The following is a 13,572-nucleotide window of genomic DNA, read 5'->3' as shown; positions in this document are numbered from 1 at the left end:
AAAAAATCAAAAAGCGACGTACATCGCTCATTAATGCGACATACTTCGCTCATTTTTACCTCTTGACAACATAAAAACCACTCTAATTTTGATAGAGTGGTTTTTTTATTTGTTAAAAGGTTTCCCATTCACTCGCCGAATTATAAATATATTTGCGCAAGTGTTTTTCAGCAATTAACCTCAATTCTGGCGAATCAAAATAAAGTTGTTTGTTTTGTAATTTATCTGAAAGTACCCTGTATACTTGTTGATCTAGCACTTGTTCTTCTATAGGTGTCCGATCAACAATATCTAATTTATCTGGATCACTTACACGGCTAATTAGAATTTTATAGTCTCCTGTTCTCCAAACACCGATATATGTTTCCCCAAAGAAAATATTATATAGACATTTTCGAGGCGCTTTTGCTTCTTTTAATCTAATGACATTAAATAACTGATTGTCCGCAAAATCATTATCTAATGAATATTTACCATATGCTGATCCTTTAAATAAATTTTTAGATTGCTCGCTTCTTTTTGCTTTATTGGGTAAATGATAAAAAAGAACTTCTCCTTCACGCTTTACTGTTTTAACCTCCGTGAATTCGTCATATCCATAATAATCAAAATAAGGATTTAAAATTGTCCCTGAATTCCCTAATGCAATCACTTTAATATCTCCAGTTCCACATCTTAAACGTCCAACGGATTCGTAAATATCTTCTAGCTCTACAGGTTCATTTGGTAAATAATCCCAATTTTTTTTCGATTGAAATTCATCCAATAATATTACTTTTACTTTTGGCAGACCTGGTCCTCTAAATTTTTCTGCCATACTTACCGCACCAAGATAACCTAATTTAATACATTTTTTATCTTTTTTTAGTTCCTTATTTCTAAAAACTAATAGTATTTCTCTAGGCTCTTCTGAAGAGCCCTGATATTCTACAAATACTTCATATTGTTTTTTTACTTCTTCAGGCAACTTATCTAAAAATGGTTGATAAAAGTCAGCCAATACTAAATTTCTACTGGCAGACTTAGCTTGTGTAATATATCGGCGTAAAAATAAAAATTGAAATTCTGCTTCCATCAGAGTAGGTAATTTTTTAAATTCCTGTAGTGTAGAAAAATCAAAACATTCTAAAATAGTATCTAATCCTCGTTTGATTGAAAAATTTAAGAATCCATAAGTTTTACCTACGTTTCGTGCGCCAACTAAAAAAGCGAATTGTTCCACTTCTTCCCATATGATTGGCACATTTAAATAACCTTCTTCCGTTTCATATTTATTTTTCTCCATTCTTTTCACCTCTCTATCAAAAAAGCAAAGCTTGTCTGCTTCGCTTTTTATTTCTTTTTTAATTTTTCACATCATGGTCTGTAATAACATGTACTTTTTTCTTTACAATCCCTTTTTTGTTTAATGCTTCAAATTCAGGAACTTCTTTTTTAAAATACAAGCCGTCTGTTTTAATTAATACAAGTCCATATTCACTATTTACATACTTTTGTTCGTAGCGTGCGATTCTATCTCTAAACACGCCAGCTACCATTGAAGAAAATGCACGATTATACATTGGAAACTTAAATATTTTTGCTTCGTGAGTAGACAATTCTCGTTTACCAATCGTTCCATAAATTTTGTTCCGTAACATTTTATAAAAGAATTTGGTTTCTTCATCCTCTTTTAGTCGATCAATTTTTTCAAAATAATCTTCTAACAGGCCTTTACGTGTTCGGAAAGTATACGTTTCTAGTATTTCTAATGCTTTTACATCATAAAAATCCATAATTAACTTTAATTCAATTTCAGTAACTGTTAATGTACGACTAAGATTTTTTCGATATTGTTGAAAATGTGAACCAAAAGCAGTATACGTACTTTCTTTTGCAATTGCTTCAATGGCAACTTTTACAAAAACGAACGTTGATAATTCTTTGTATGGTTGAGGTTTATCATAACTAGCTAACCGCTCTAATAATTTTTCTTTATCAAAACGAACATTTTCTAGGTATACATTCGATGGCAGTTTATAGTTTCTCATGATATTTGTATATGCTTCAGCAAAATCATATTCAATCATTCGTTCATTAGGAACAAGTAACTCTTTGTTGTACTTGCTTCCTGAAGTTGCTCCACGATAACTATCTGTATCAGGATAAAAAGGTATTTTTTGTGGATCATCCCATCCAAGGTAATGGATTTGCGAAGTATTTTTAGTAGAATTTACATAGATGTCTTTCAAAATATAGTGGTTTCCGTTAAATCCATCTAATTTGGCACGTGTTAAATAAGTTAATCCTAACATTGTTTTTACTTTTGTTTGAAATGCATCAGATTTCATTACCTCATTGCTCATAAGTTCCACCTAACTTTTAGTATTTAAATTTCATTTTTTGTTCGCTCATTTCATCGATTAAACGACCTAACTCTTCGATGAATTGGTTTTGATATGTGTCCATCATACTAGATTCTTCACTTCTATTACGCCCTACTTTATTTCTAAATAGATAAGGCTCTACATTCATAGCTTCGCTTGCATTATCAATTAGTCCTTCAAGAGTATCAATACTCATTACTTCAGAAGGTGAGAAACCTCCTCCTCGGCCATTTCCGTAATCAGATGCCATATCATAGAAATCATTCGTATGATAAATTTCTAGTAATTCTTTTTGGTATATTTGAACGAGCTTTTCATTTCGACCTTGTTGAATCTCTTGAAAAGTTTCTGAAGAATCGTAATCTATATTTGATCCATAGGCTTGATTGTATGCATTCTTTGTATAAGCACCTGTATAGTTTTCTCCTCTATTCTCTGCCGATACTTCATTGACAAAATCTTGGAAAACATACTTAGAACCTGATGGAATAAAGCCACGAGCTTGGAAATTTTTCATGCGTCGACTTGCTTCTTTAAATACATTCTGGAATTTTGCCATGGGTTATTCTCCTGTTCCTTACTTCTTTCTGTTAATTATAACAGAATAACTCTTTTTCGAAAAAAGGTTATTCATACTTGCGCCATTCGTCCACAATTATATTGCCGATTCGTTGAATCATTGCTGGATCAGGGTATTTCTCCATTAGACGATAGACAGGTTTATATTTGGTGATAACAGCGTCTTTCCGATCAGACCATGCTCTGGGATAATTATTTGTATCATCCATGTATTGGCGGGTACATACACGAATCATGTTCTCTTGTTCTGGCGCTAATTCTATTGTTGATCCCACTCTTTTGTCATTGGATTCCATTCACTCACACTCGCTTCCTTTAAGTCTACTAAGATTACTTTTCCAATATGCCAGTCAAACGCCTCAAAACGGCCACAGTCCCATTCTTTTACGTTACTAAGACATTTATACCCATAACGTCTTGCAACCTCTTTGATGCGCTTATAAGGGTAATCAGAAGCTAACGACTTTCTCTTTTGCTTACTCATTTGTTACACGCCTTTCATATTTTTTAAGCTAACCACAGTTAGGTGATTTAATTGAACTTGTAACGCTTCATCGGCTTCTTTTTCACATACTATAATTTTTACTAATGCCGAATTATCGTAAATCGTTAAACATTCCGCACGTATCTTACCTTGAAACGGTTTTACAGAACACCAATAAATGCCGCCAACTTTTACATTACTTTTTGTCCGTTTTCTTTTAATCGGTACATCGAATCTTCTTCCTTCTGAATGAATATAATTTTCAGTGATCACACATTTTCACGCTCCTTGTTTTCAAATAAAAAGAGGTCTTCTATCTTTAAATCTAAAGCATTTGCTAAAGAATAGGCTAATTCTAACGATGGTTTTTGCTTTTCTTGTTCTATCCTGCTAATCGTCATACGTTGACAACCTATTTTCATGGCTAATTGTTTTTGTGTTAGGTTTCTTCTATCTCGCCATTTTTTCAATTGATTTCCCTGGAGCATCCAAAAATTGTCTGTCATTTAATAGGTCACCGTCCTTTTGAGCTTCGTAATTATTAACTATTTGATTACAAACAGGACAAGGCTTAACCTTTAAAATGCCAAAAAGTGAATCAAATTCTTGTACCACTCGTTTGTCATTACACCACTTACACATTTTTTTCACCGCCCATTAATCGATAGTCTGGTGTTTGTCGTTTGTCATTGAAAATAAACAAATGATTTTTTGAATTTGCAAATAAACGACTGTAAATCCGATGCCCATAAATTGCTTGAATCTGTAAGTTTGTTAGGTTCGTTGTAATAATCAATCCTTTTCCTTGGCGACCATCAACGATTGCATTTAATACCCGAATCATAAAGTCAGTAGCTCGCTTATTCGTTTCAATGCTTCCTACCTCTGCTCCTAAATCATCAAGTACAAAATAATCAGCATCCAGCGCCAGTTGTACCGCTCTTGCTTCAGTAAGATACTCACTTTCATCGTCATAACTATTTCGAATACGTCTCAATAATTGATCCAGACTGAAAAATAAACACGAGTAAGTCAAATCGTTATATTCATTCAATTTTTTTAAAATACTCATTGCTAAATGACTTTTTCCAACGCCAACTGGTCCACTAAAGACCGTAGTAAATGCTTGCTGTTGCTCTTCTTCTTGTTCTTGATCAATTGATTTATTATTTTCTAAACGTAATCGGTAATACTCCCTCGCTTGATTTATAGCAAATTCTTTGGCGTGTTCTGCTTCAGTACCTGGTTTCACATGATAATTTTCAAAGCAAGCGGTTTGCAGTGTTGAATCAGTATAAACGCTGTCCTTTAAAAGAACCTCTTGTGTAGTCCGTCGCTTCTTCCTGTCAAAAGCTTGTTCGAATCTCTTTTGTTCTTCTTCCCTGATACGTTCTTCCCTACAAGCTAGACAAAACGGTTCAAAGTCTTTAAAAACTTTTAATCGAGTACCGTGAATTTCGCAACGTTCGTCTATTTCATGCACTTGTGATAAATACTCAAAGTAATTCGTCCCAGTCACTCATACTCCCACCTTTTTGGTTATTATCATTCTTGCGCTTGTTGTAATAACCAGATAAATGTTTTTTCACCTTTTCAGGTGTATCTAGTTTTTTTGTTTCCCAAGATTTTAGAATGGTATCCAAATAGTTATAGCTCTTAGCCCCATTTTTCAACATTTCATCAATGGCCAATATAACAATTTCGTCATATCCTCCAAAATCTTCTACCCAAAAATTAATCGATTCCATAATCGTTGGTGCTTCTGCTGGGTGGACTTGATTTAGCCAGTAGGAAACAGCCGTACTATCTTTTGTTTTATCTACGCTAGAATAAGCAGCAGTTTCTTTTGTTTTTATTTTATTTTCTTTGTTTTTATTTTCTTTTATTTTATTGCTATTTTTTTCGGTAGCAATCGCATTAGCATTTTTAGGTTTGCTATTTTTTTTTGATGGCTTTGCTATAGCATTGCTATCCGTTTGCCATTTTTTTGCTATATTTTTATTTTCCTCATTCATAGCATTTGACTCATTTTGATTTTGTGACCAGCGTTTTTCAGCGCCTTTTCTACCTGCTTCAGAACGTTTTTTTGATTTTTCTTCCATAAAGGCCATTCGTTTATTCAAGCCTTCGGAGTAAAAACACTCACCGTCTTCGGTGAAGGCAAATAACCCAAAGTCTTCAATAACTGATTTAATGATTGAAGTATCTACACGAAGATCAAAGGCTATCGTATTATAATCTTTGATACTCGTGTAGTTCCCTTCTTCCCTTAATCGTTCTAACAACATAAAATACACGCCATAACCTTCTGCACCAAATTTCATGCGTACTGGAATTAACTCATCAGAATTTCGTGCATTGCTATCATGAGAAAAGTAAGGTTGTATATTTTTCATATACTTGCTTTTCTCCTTTTTGGAATTTTATTTCCTACCTGAATTTATTTATCTCTAAAAATTGGTTCGTCTAAACGGATCGCTTTTATCAGTGCATAAGTTTTATCGTATGCCATATTTGGCGACCAAGTCACAACATATTTAACATCGCATATTGCATATGTTTTTGATAGTTCATTTAATTTTTCAGCAATATTATCAGTTATTTCAAACCATTCAAATCTATTTTCCATAATATTCACTCCTCAATTTTAATTAGGTCTCGCTTCATAAACCAAAATACTTCGCCATTTTCAAATTTGATCAATAAAGCTAAAATTTTTCCATCGACTTTATCAACACACTCGCCTATTTGTCCTTTCGGAACAATGCTGTGATATCTAGTTTTGTACTTCATCTATTCATCATCTTTCCACAGATCGGACATAATTTCATTTAGTATCGCTTTTGTTAAGCCTAATTCTTTGCTGTATCCAATTAAAGCAGCAGATAATGTAAAGACAATTTCTTTTTGTTCTAGTCCTGTTGCTTCCATATCAATTTTATTTTCATCAATATTTGTTAATATAATTTGTTCCATTTATTCATCCTCCTCACTTAATCCCCAAAAAGGCTTTACCTTGTAAAATTTCTCAACTTCTCGATTTAAAGATCGCACCATACTTTCTAAGACCGTTGCTCGTGTTCCTAGAGGTACATTTTGTTTTTTCGCCTTTTTAACACTTGTAATACCTAAATTGTGTCTTAGTTCAGAAAAAACTAGTATTCCTTGGTTGTGATATTTCCATCTCAAATCTGGATTGGCTTGAATCTTTTCCCATAATTTGTTCGTAACTACTAAATAGTTATAATCACCTAAAAACGTTTGTTTTGCAGAGCTCTTTAAGTCTGCCAACGTTACTTTTATTTCATAACATCTAATAGTGTTGTCCGTTGAATAAGTCATGAAATCAACTCTTTCCTTACCGAACCATCCAATTGTCACCTCAAAACAGCCGAACACACCCATTTTGTTGGTGTAGTACCACAAGCATTTCTCGGCTTGTTTGGTTAAATCAGTTTTCATTAGTTACCTGCTTCCCCTTAATCCCTAAGACAATATAGCCATCTTGTTGTGCATAATTTGTAATGTAAGTTATTTCTGCGACATAGACATCACCTGTATATTGTCCGTCTTGATATTCGTTTAAGCGTAAGATATCGCCTTTTTTATAGTTACGGTCATTCTTACGGATTTCAAAACGTTTATTACCTGAAACAACTGCTTCAAAGTATTCTGGTAAGATCTTTAGTTCATGAATGATTGGCTCTTTCTCGACTTCGTAGCCGTTGTCAATGGCGCTCATTAGTTTAACTTTATTTTTTGGAACTGTAAGCCAGCTCTCTATTTTTTCAGTTAAAAACGAGTATTCTTCATCATAGTACCGCTCTAACTGTCTGCCGATGAACGTCATGAAAACAGCCCCAGAATTTAACTTAACATTACTGATTTGACCTCTTAAATCAGTAAGCCAATCAGCTACAAACTTCGGAACAACTACTTTTTTCGGTTCGTCTAGTTGTTTTGCTAAACTAATTGCTCTTTCTGTTGCATAGTTAGCTCCTTTCAGATAATCGAGACTACCTGTTTTAACTTCTAAGCATTTTAACTCTTCAATCAATTCTTGTTTATCCATTGTTGTTTTCTCCTCTTTTATGCCAATAATTTTTGAACATAGTTTCCAACCAGCTTTTCTATATTCATCCAAAAAATTAGATTCTTCCATTTTTTGTTTATTCATTACTCCCATCACCTAATCCATAAATTAGGGCAACAGCAACTTCCATTTCATGTAATTGAGATAATGCAAATTCGTCACGCCACTTTTTAAATTCTTCAGTTGCTGGTAAGTAATCTTCGTATGAGCCAGCTTCAAAATCCATTTTTAACTCTGTTTCATCTTCTACTGCCATAACCATCCGTAGACATCCTGTAAAAGTCATCCCATCATCAAGATATTTTCTAAAAAACATGATTCGTTCCTTTACTACTTTTGGTAAATTCATACGTGGAGTGCTTACTTTGTTAATCTCCTCTTCTTCAACAACTCTGAAGCCATAAATGTTATTACAGGCTGTTCTGATTTTTTCAGACATTAAATTCCCTCCTCCTACACTTACTCAAATTGAACTTCCATTAATTCAACTTCTAAACGTTGCTTCGCTTGTTCAAATAATTTTTCTAAATTATCTTCTGTAGCAAATGGTAAAATTTTTTGAACATGTGGAAATACTTCTAAAATAAAATCTAGTTTTTCTTTTGACATACTAATTCCTCCATACTTATTTTTTAAATAAAAATTTAATCTCATATTCTGGAAAAAATTCTTCTTGGATTATTAGAGCTTCTTTAAATTTAAATTCAGAAGTTCCGTTTATCTTTTCTCTAAGTGTTTGATATTTAACACCTAATACAGCCGCCATAGAAACTAATGATATATTTTTTTCTTGTCTAGCTTTTTCTAAATTATCTAACATAAAAGTCACTCCTTTTGTACGAATTTTCGTATATCGTTATAAAAAAATAAACGCTAAATATTGTTTAATTAAACAATATACGATTTTTCGTATATTGTCAATGGATTTATCTCTTGTTATACGATTTTTCGTATGGTACTATACTTTCAGGAGGTGATCACATGAACTTAGAAGATCGTTTAAAAAAATTGATTGAATTAAAATTTGGAAATGTTAATGCGTTCTCAATAGAAATTGGATTACCATACACAACTGTTAGATCAATTCTCCAACGTGGAATCATGAATGCTAAAGTCGAAAATATAATTAAAATCGCTGATGGACTAAATATGAAACCAGAGGATTTGCTTAATTTAAGTAATGAAGATTCAGATATAATTTCAAGAATTACAACTATTATTAACCAATTAACTTCTGATAGAAAATTAGTTGTACTAAACTCTGCAAAGCAGCAACTAAAGGAACAAAAACAAGAAAAAAACAATGTTATATCTTTACCAGTCAAAAAATCTGTAAATTTATATGGGATTATGACCGCTGGATATGGAACAATTAATTATGATAAATGTCAACCTATAGAAACAATAGAGATTCCTGAAAATGATATTCCGAAAGATTATGATTTAGCATTCCGTGTATCTGGCGACAGCATGTATCCAACTTATGAAGATGGACAAATAATTTTTGTTAGAAAACAATCTGAAATAGAGCAGGGTATGATAGGATGTGTTGAAATTAACGGGAATGCATTTATCAAACGTATCTATAAAGAAAAAGACAGACTACGCTTTGTTTCTTTTAATACCGATGTTGATAAAGATGGCAACCGCTTGTTTCCAGATTTTTATACTTCAGAAACTGATGAAATATATATAATCGGAAAAGTCGTAAAATAAAAAATATATCTTATTGAGTATAGAACTCAATAAGATATATTTTTTTGATTAATTATTTTGTGAAAATTCTAAAGAAGAATCATAACTAACTTTAGTTGCCAATTCATTATACTTATCTTTGTCTTGTTCGTATATTTTGAACAAGTCATTTTTTGTAGTTATCTGATCGCTTGGAAACGAGCTTGGATTTATAGTAGTTTTATCTACTTTGTAGGCAATTGTTTCTGTGTGAGCATGGAGCCCATAATTTCTAATTACAACATTTTGAGTTCCATCAGGGAGTTCAGTTATATTATAAGTGATATTGACAAAATCTTGAAAATCAATTTTGTCATGTAATCGTGCCATTAAACTAATTCTTTGATTGATGTTTAATGAACTATATCCAGAACTATTATTAGATGATTGCTCTGTTTGTTGCGATATTTTACTTAATTCAGAAGCATCTAAATCATTAATCAAACTGATATCTTTATAGTTTTTAGATAAAACTTTATATTCATAATTCTTATTTTTAGTTCCGTCTACTGTATTTGTTTCAAATTCCATGATTCCTTCTGGATTAATTCGTAATATCATCATGGGATATTTGGGATTTTGAAATCTAACACTATAATAAATTGAATTACTATCTCGCCCGTTTAAATCATTTAACCGATCAACAGTATATGGCCAAGCAATATTGTGTGCTTTCTCCCAATTATCTACTACATAATTTATCCATTCTACAACTTGTTCATTTGATAAATCCGTTGTGTCTAATTCTGTTTTACGCTCATCACTGTTACTTACATAGCTAGATGATGTACTTGGTTTACTTTTAGATTCTTTGGTCTCGCTAGAAATACTCACATGTTTACTTTTAGCAGTATGCTCTGAAAATAAATTTTTGCTATTTACTAATGCAAACGCTCCTCCGCCTATAACAAGTAAAAATAAAATTATCAAGATGGCCGTTTTGGTCCTTTTTTTTCTTTTGGTTTTCTCTACTCTGTTTTGTTCTTCTTTCATTTTCTTTCCTCCTCCATTCAACAAATTAAACCCAATTATGCATGGTAACAGTTGGTAACGGTTTAATTGTATCAGGATTCACAATATTTGTCTCTTGAACAAAAATATCTGCATTTTCTAGCTTTTGTTTTAAGCCTGTAATGAAATAAGCCTTATAGCTAGTAAGACCGTTTGTTTTAGCTTCTGTTTCGTTCGCACGTATTTGTGCATTAACCAGGTCTGATACTTCTTCATCAATGACTGGCAAAGTAACAATAAACTGTATAATCTCTAAGCAATCTGCATCAGACACGCCAGCAGCAAGCAAAGAAACAGCTAACGGAGCTAAGTAGTCTTTTCCTTTAAGTACAGTTGTTAATCGTTCTCGAACTGTCAAAGGACAGTCTACGCCCTTTTGTTTTGAATAGCTAGAGAAATTTTCATGAGTTAATTTGCTTTCGCATGCGTTATTAATATCATCATCATCTTTTATATTGTTAATTTTAAAACTGTTACTTTTATGTCGGTCGTTTTGACTGATAGGGTATCCATCAAATTGGGGGATAGGGTCACAGTCATTTTGACGGATACCCTCATCTTGTACTTCTTCTTCAATTTTCGGATTAGAGATTAACGTGTATAAATTTTTGATGATTTCTTTTTTCTCATTACGAATTTGAGTAACAGAAATATAGTTACAGTCAATTAACAATTTACGATGTTTGTAGAAACGCTTTTCACTAATCTGTAAGTCCTCTAAAATTTTCCGTAAGCTAGGAAATGCTGTACTTCCTGCGCCGGCAAAACTAACGATGTAAGCATAGATTGATTTTGCTTCGATCGTTAATCGTTTATCTTGCATTACAAGCTTAGGCATGACACCATAGCCATTTGCATTCACACCTTCTACTGCTAATTTATCTTGTAACTCATTTTGATTCGTACTCATGTTAACCCCTCCGATTCCTAGACTTATATGTAATTGTTCTTTATATTCAGTAGTCTATAGAAAAAAATATAAGAATGGAATAGGCTATAACAACATGTAGATTTGTAGATACATCTACATGTAGATTTGTAGATACATCTACATGTAGATTTGTAGATGTATCAATAAATAGCCGATTAAATGTTGATGTATAAGTATTTTTATTTGTAGATGTATCTACATGTAGATTTGTAGATTTGTAGATGTATCTACATGTAGATTTGTAGATTTGTAGATGAGTTTTGTTGACACTGAATATATTTAATAGTATTATAAATGTAGATAAAAAAAATATGTAGATTAAAAAGGAGTGTAGATTTTGGCTAAGAAAATAACTTTCGGGAATTTTAAAGGTGGTACTGGGAAAACTACGAATAGCACAATGGTAGCATATCATTTAGCTAAGAAAGGGTATAAAACTTTATTAGTTGATTTAGACCCACAAGCTAATGCAACAGCAATGTTGCTGTTAACAGTTCAGAATCAAAAAGATATTGTAGTGAATTTTGAAACAACTTTAATGACTGCAATTGCTGAAAATAATTTGTCAAAAATAGTAACAGAAATCAATGATAAACTATTCTTATTACCAAGTTTTGCAGATTTTACTTCATATCCGTTGTATTTAGAGAAGAAGTTTCCAGATTCAATAAAAGAAAGAGGCTTATATTTCAAAAAATTACTATCAGAATTTGATAAAGAATATGATTATATAATTTTTGACATTCCACCTACACTAAGCTTATTTACCGATTCTGCGATGTTAGCATCTGATTATGTTGTAATAGTATTGCAGACGCAAGAACGATCTTTTGTAGGCGCAGAGGCCTTTATTCAGTATATGCAAGAACTATTGGATAATTACGAAGTAAATTTTGATATATTAGGGATTTTACCTGTCCTTTTGAAAAATAATGCTATTGTAGATAAATCTGTTTTAAAAAATGCTAAAGAAACATTTGGAGAAAGCAATTTATTTGAAAACATAGTTAAAAATATGGAAAGGTTAAAAAGATACGACATGACGGGTATCATTGATCCAGAGGTAAATAAAAAATTTGATGTTCATGATATGAACGTTCATAGACTTTACGATAAAGTAACAGCTGAATTAATAGAGAGAGGTAATAATCATGAGTGAATTATTGAAAAAGAATAATTTATTAAAGAAAACAGAAAGTCCAAAACCTCAAAATACATTTGATAGAAATTCAGTATTTACAATTGCTGAAGAAAATACTAAGAGACCTAAACGAAGCACTAAGACAACTACTATACGATGCTCACAGGATAACTCTAACTATATTAATGCACTTACTACAGTAATGGATGTTAAAAGCGTTGATGAAACGCTAAGTATATTGATTGACAATTATATTCCTACATTAACTCATAATGAACAAACAGAAATAAAGACAATAAAAAAAGTATATGACAAGAAAAAATGATTATAAAATAATTTTCTATAGGAGTGAAAAGGTAATAATGAGAAAAATTGAGAGATATAGATTTATGGTTACTGTTAGTTATATGCGGGGTGTAATTCCTATTAGCAAAGAAGTTTTATTTTTGAGCAAAAAAAGAAACATTGATATAAAAGATTTAGATAGGCTAAGAAAACAAATTGTCTGTTCCGAAAGTATGCCAGGAATGGAGTTAACACCAACGAGTATAAATATAGTTAACATTGTTAAAATGTGAATAAAAAATTAAGCGTTGTATGAAAAATCATACAACGTTTTTTTGTGAAGAGAAGAAGAAAGTAACCAAGAAAGTTACATAGCAAATATTAAGAATATCATAAGAATACGAATATGACAAAAACGAACAATACAGCTATTAATAATAGAAATAACAATAAATAGTTCGTGTTTTGTAAATAGATGTTATTTAATTATTACCATAAAATAACACTATTATTCAAAGTAGAAATATAGGAAACGATTTAAAAGATGCGAACGGTTAGATACTACGTTAACAAAATTATAAGAAATAAAATTGTCAGAAAATTCAGAAATATAAAAATCTATTTAAATGAAAAAGCGGCAGACGCGGAAAATTAAAGAAAAGCTGTTATATCAAGGATAAATCTGTATAAAATAGTAGTTAATCGAGAGCGAAGCGGTTCGATTGTAGCCGAGGGCTATGCCCGCGGCGTGACAGACCAAGCCTTCAGGCTTGATTGTTCGTTCCGCTTGCGGAAGGGACAAAGGGTTCCCGATAAGGAAAGATAAAAAATAGAGGAATAAAATAACAAGAGGGAACAGACAGCGACCAAGGCGCTTGCGCCGAAGTGTCGGTCCCACGGAGCCAATGGCGAACATTTCACCCGAAGGGGGGAAATCGAGCAGCATAC

General features: G+C 32.2%; 23 protein-coding genes. 4 read left to right on the top strand and 19 right to left on the bottom strand.

Features of this window, described 5'->3' with window-relative positions; genetic code table 11:
• Window positions 1–112: 112 nt before the first annotated feature.
• The 16 genes from AB1I62_RS00115 to AB1I62_RS00040 form a co-directional block, all read right to left on the bottom strand.
• Window positions 113–1,285 carry a phage DNA encapsidation protein gene (locus AB1I62_RS00115; RefSeq protein WP_002385507.1) on the bottom strand — a complete coding sequence of 391 codons (1,173 nt, stop codon included), beginning with the start codon at window positions 1,283–1,285 and terminating at the stop codon, window positions 113–115.
• Between the two features lie 58 nt (window positions 1,286–1,343).
• Window positions 1,344–2,345: a hypothetical protein gene (locus AB1I62_RS00110; RefSeq protein ID WP_338353504.1), complete on the bottom strand. Its 1,002-nt coding sequence runs from the start codon at window positions 2,343–2,345 to the stop codon at window positions 1,344–1,346.
• A 16-nt stretch (window positions 2,346–2,361) separates the two neighbouring features.
• Window positions 2,362–2,925 carry a hypothetical protein gene (locus tag AB1I62_RS00105; RefSeq protein ID WP_002385505.1) on the bottom strand — a complete coding sequence of 188 codons (564 nt, stop codon included), beginning with the start codon at window positions 2,923–2,925 and terminating at the stop codon, window positions 2,362–2,364.
• A 67-nt stretch (window positions 2,926–2,992) separates the two neighbouring features.
• Window positions 2,993–3,241, bottom strand: coding sequence for a hypothetical protein (locus AB1I62_RS00100; RefSeq protein WP_010773857.1), 249 nt, complete (start codon window positions 3,239–3,241; stop codon window positions 2,993–2,995).
• Window positions 3,205–3,429 (bottom strand): hypothetical protein, encoded by a 225-nt coding sequence (locus AB1I62_RS00095; protein ID WP_002403535.1) that lies wholly within the window; start codon window positions 3,427–3,429, stop codon window positions 3,205–3,207. Before AB1I62_RS00095 ends, AB1I62_RS00100 begins: the two co-directional genes overlap by 37 nt.
• Before the next feature lie 3 nt (window positions 3,430–3,432).
• Complete coding sequence (locus AB1I62_RS00090) at window positions 3,433–3,702, bottom strand: hypothetical protein (RefSeq protein ID WP_002358296.1); 270 nt, start codon at window positions 3,700–3,702, stop codon at window positions 3,433–3,435.
• Window positions 3,699–3,935 (bottom strand): helix-turn-helix domain-containing protein, encoded by a 237-nt coding sequence (locus tag AB1I62_RS00085; RefSeq protein ID WP_002358295.1) that lies wholly within the window; start codon window positions 3,933–3,935, stop codon window positions 3,699–3,701. Before AB1I62_RS00085 ends, AB1I62_RS00090 begins: the two co-directional genes overlap by 4 nt.
• A 128-nt stretch (window positions 3,936–4,063) precedes the next feature.
• Window positions 4,064–4,948, bottom strand: coding sequence for an ATP-binding protein (locus tag AB1I62_RS00080; protein ID WP_367018729.1), 885 nt, complete (start codon window positions 4,946–4,948; stop codon window positions 4,064–4,066).
• Window positions 4,926–5,825, bottom strand: a complete 900-nt coding sequence (locus AB1I62_RS00075; protein WP_367018727.1) for a DnaD domain protein — start codon at window positions 5,823–5,825, stop codon at window positions 4,926–4,928. The genes AB1I62_RS00080 and AB1I62_RS00075 overlap by 23 nt, the downstream gene beginning before the upstream one ends.
• A 44-nt stretch (window positions 5,826–5,869) precedes the next feature.
• Window positions 5,870–6,058: a hypothetical protein gene (locus tag AB1I62_RS00070; RefSeq protein WP_142655837.1), complete on the bottom strand. Its 189-nt coding sequence runs from the start codon at window positions 6,056–6,058 to the stop codon at window positions 5,870–5,872.
• Between the two features lie 164 nt (window positions 6,059–6,222).
• Window positions 6,223–6,405 (bottom strand): hypothetical protein, encoded by a 183-nt coding sequence (locus AB1I62_RS00065; protein ID WP_002403541.1) that lies wholly within the window; start codon window positions 6,403–6,405, stop codon window positions 6,223–6,225.
• Window positions 6,406–6,891, bottom strand: a complete 486-nt coding sequence (locus AB1I62_RS00060) for a hypothetical protein (protein ID WP_002403542.1) — start codon at window positions 6,889–6,891, stop codon at window positions 6,406–6,408. It lies immediately after the preceding gene.
• On the bottom strand, window positions 6,881–7,501 hold the full coding sequence (locus AB1I62_RS00055) for a DUF3850 domain-containing protein (RefSeq protein WP_367018750.1): 621 nt from the start codon (window positions 7,499–7,501) through the stop codon (window positions 6,881–6,883). The genes AB1I62_RS00060 and AB1I62_RS00055 overlap by 11 nt, the downstream gene beginning before the upstream one ends.
• A 97-nt stretch (window positions 7,502–7,598) precedes the next feature.
• On the bottom strand, window positions 7,599–7,961 hold the full coding sequence (locus AB1I62_RS00050; protein ID WP_142655835.1) for a hypothetical protein: 363 nt from the start codon (window positions 7,959–7,961) through the stop codon (window positions 7,599–7,601).
• Window positions 7,962–7,981: 20 nt separating this feature from the next.
• The gene (locus tag AB1I62_RS00045) at window positions 7,982–8,131 is read right to left on the bottom strand and encodes a hypothetical protein (protein WP_010830294.1); all 150 of its coding nucleotides are present in this window, start codon (window positions 8,129–8,131) and stop codon (window positions 7,982–7,984) included.
• A gap of 16 nt (window positions 8,132–8,147) precedes the next feature.
• Window positions 8,148–8,342 carry a DNA-binding protein gene (locus AB1I62_RS00040; RefSeq protein WP_002385494.1) on the bottom strand — a complete coding sequence of 65 codons (195 nt, stop codon included), beginning with the start codon at window positions 8,340–8,342 and terminating at the stop codon, window positions 8,148–8,150.
• A gap of 161 nt (window positions 8,343–8,503) precedes the next feature.
• Between AB1I62_RS00040 and AB1I62_RS00035 the strand changes: the two genes are divergently transcribed.
• The gene (locus AB1I62_RS00035; protein WP_367018724.1) at window positions 8,504–9,238 is read left to right on the top strand and encodes a S24 family peptidase; all 735 of its coding nucleotides are present in this window, start codon (window positions 8,504–8,506) and stop codon (window positions 9,236–9,238) included.
• A 48-nt stretch (window positions 9,239–9,286) separates the two neighbouring features.
• On the opposite strand, the gene AB1I62_RS00030 is transcribed toward AB1I62_RS00035, so the two are convergent.
• Together AB1I62_RS00030 and AB1I62_RS00025 are read right to left on the bottom strand one after the other, a co-directional pair.
• The gene (locus tag AB1I62_RS00030; RefSeq protein WP_115252301.1) at window positions 9,287–10,249 is read right to left on the bottom strand and encodes a hypothetical protein; all 963 of its coding nucleotides are present in this window, start codon (window positions 10,247–10,249) and stop codon (window positions 9,287–9,289) included.
• Between the two features lie 25 nt (window positions 10,250–10,274).
• Window positions 10,275–11,177, bottom strand: a complete 903-nt coding sequence (locus AB1I62_RS00025) for a helix-turn-helix domain-containing protein (RefSeq protein ID WP_002385491.1) — start codon at window positions 11,175–11,177, stop codon at window positions 10,275–10,277.
• A gap of 358 nt (window positions 11,178–11,535) precedes the next feature.
• On the opposite strand from AB1I62_RS00025, the gene AB1I62_RS00020 reads away from it, so the two are divergent.
• Genes AB1I62_RS00020 through AB1I62_RS00010 form a run of 3 tightly spaced genes read left to right on the top strand, consistent with a single transcriptional unit; the run spans window position 11,536 to window position 12,917 of the window.
• The gene (locus AB1I62_RS00020; protein ID WP_002385490.1) at window positions 11,536–12,357 is read left to right on the top strand and encodes an AAA family ATPase; all 822 of its coding nucleotides are present in this window, start codon (window positions 11,536–11,538) and stop codon (window positions 12,355–12,357) included.
• Entirely contained in the window at window positions 12,350–12,664 is a 315-nt protein-coding gene (locus tag AB1I62_RS00015) for a hypothetical protein (RefSeq protein ID WP_115252303.1), read from the top strand. The genes AB1I62_RS00020 and AB1I62_RS00015 overlap by 8 nt, the downstream gene beginning before the upstream one ends.
• A gap of 37 nt (window positions 12,665–12,701) precedes the next feature.
• Entirely contained in the window at window positions 12,702–12,917 is a 216-nt protein-coding gene (locus AB1I62_RS00010; RefSeq protein WP_367018721.1) for a hypothetical protein, read from the top strand.
• Between the two features lie 377 nt (window positions 12,918–13,294).
• Here the strand turns inward: AB1I62_RS00010 and AB1I62_RS00005 are convergent.
• A partial coding sequence (locus AB1I62_RS00005; RefSeq protein ID WP_367018719.1) for a hypothetical protein occupies window positions 13,295–13,572 on the bottom strand: 278 nt, incomplete at its 5' end.

The organism is Enterococcus sp. AN402, from assembly GCF_040719405.1.
In the GTDB taxonomy this organism is placed as follows: Bacteria; Bacillota; Bacilli; order Lactobacillales; family Enterococcaceae; genus Enterococcus; species Enterococcus faecalis.
Note: the sequence above shows the minus strand (reverse complement) of the source record. Positions and strands in the feature narration are given on the sequence as shown.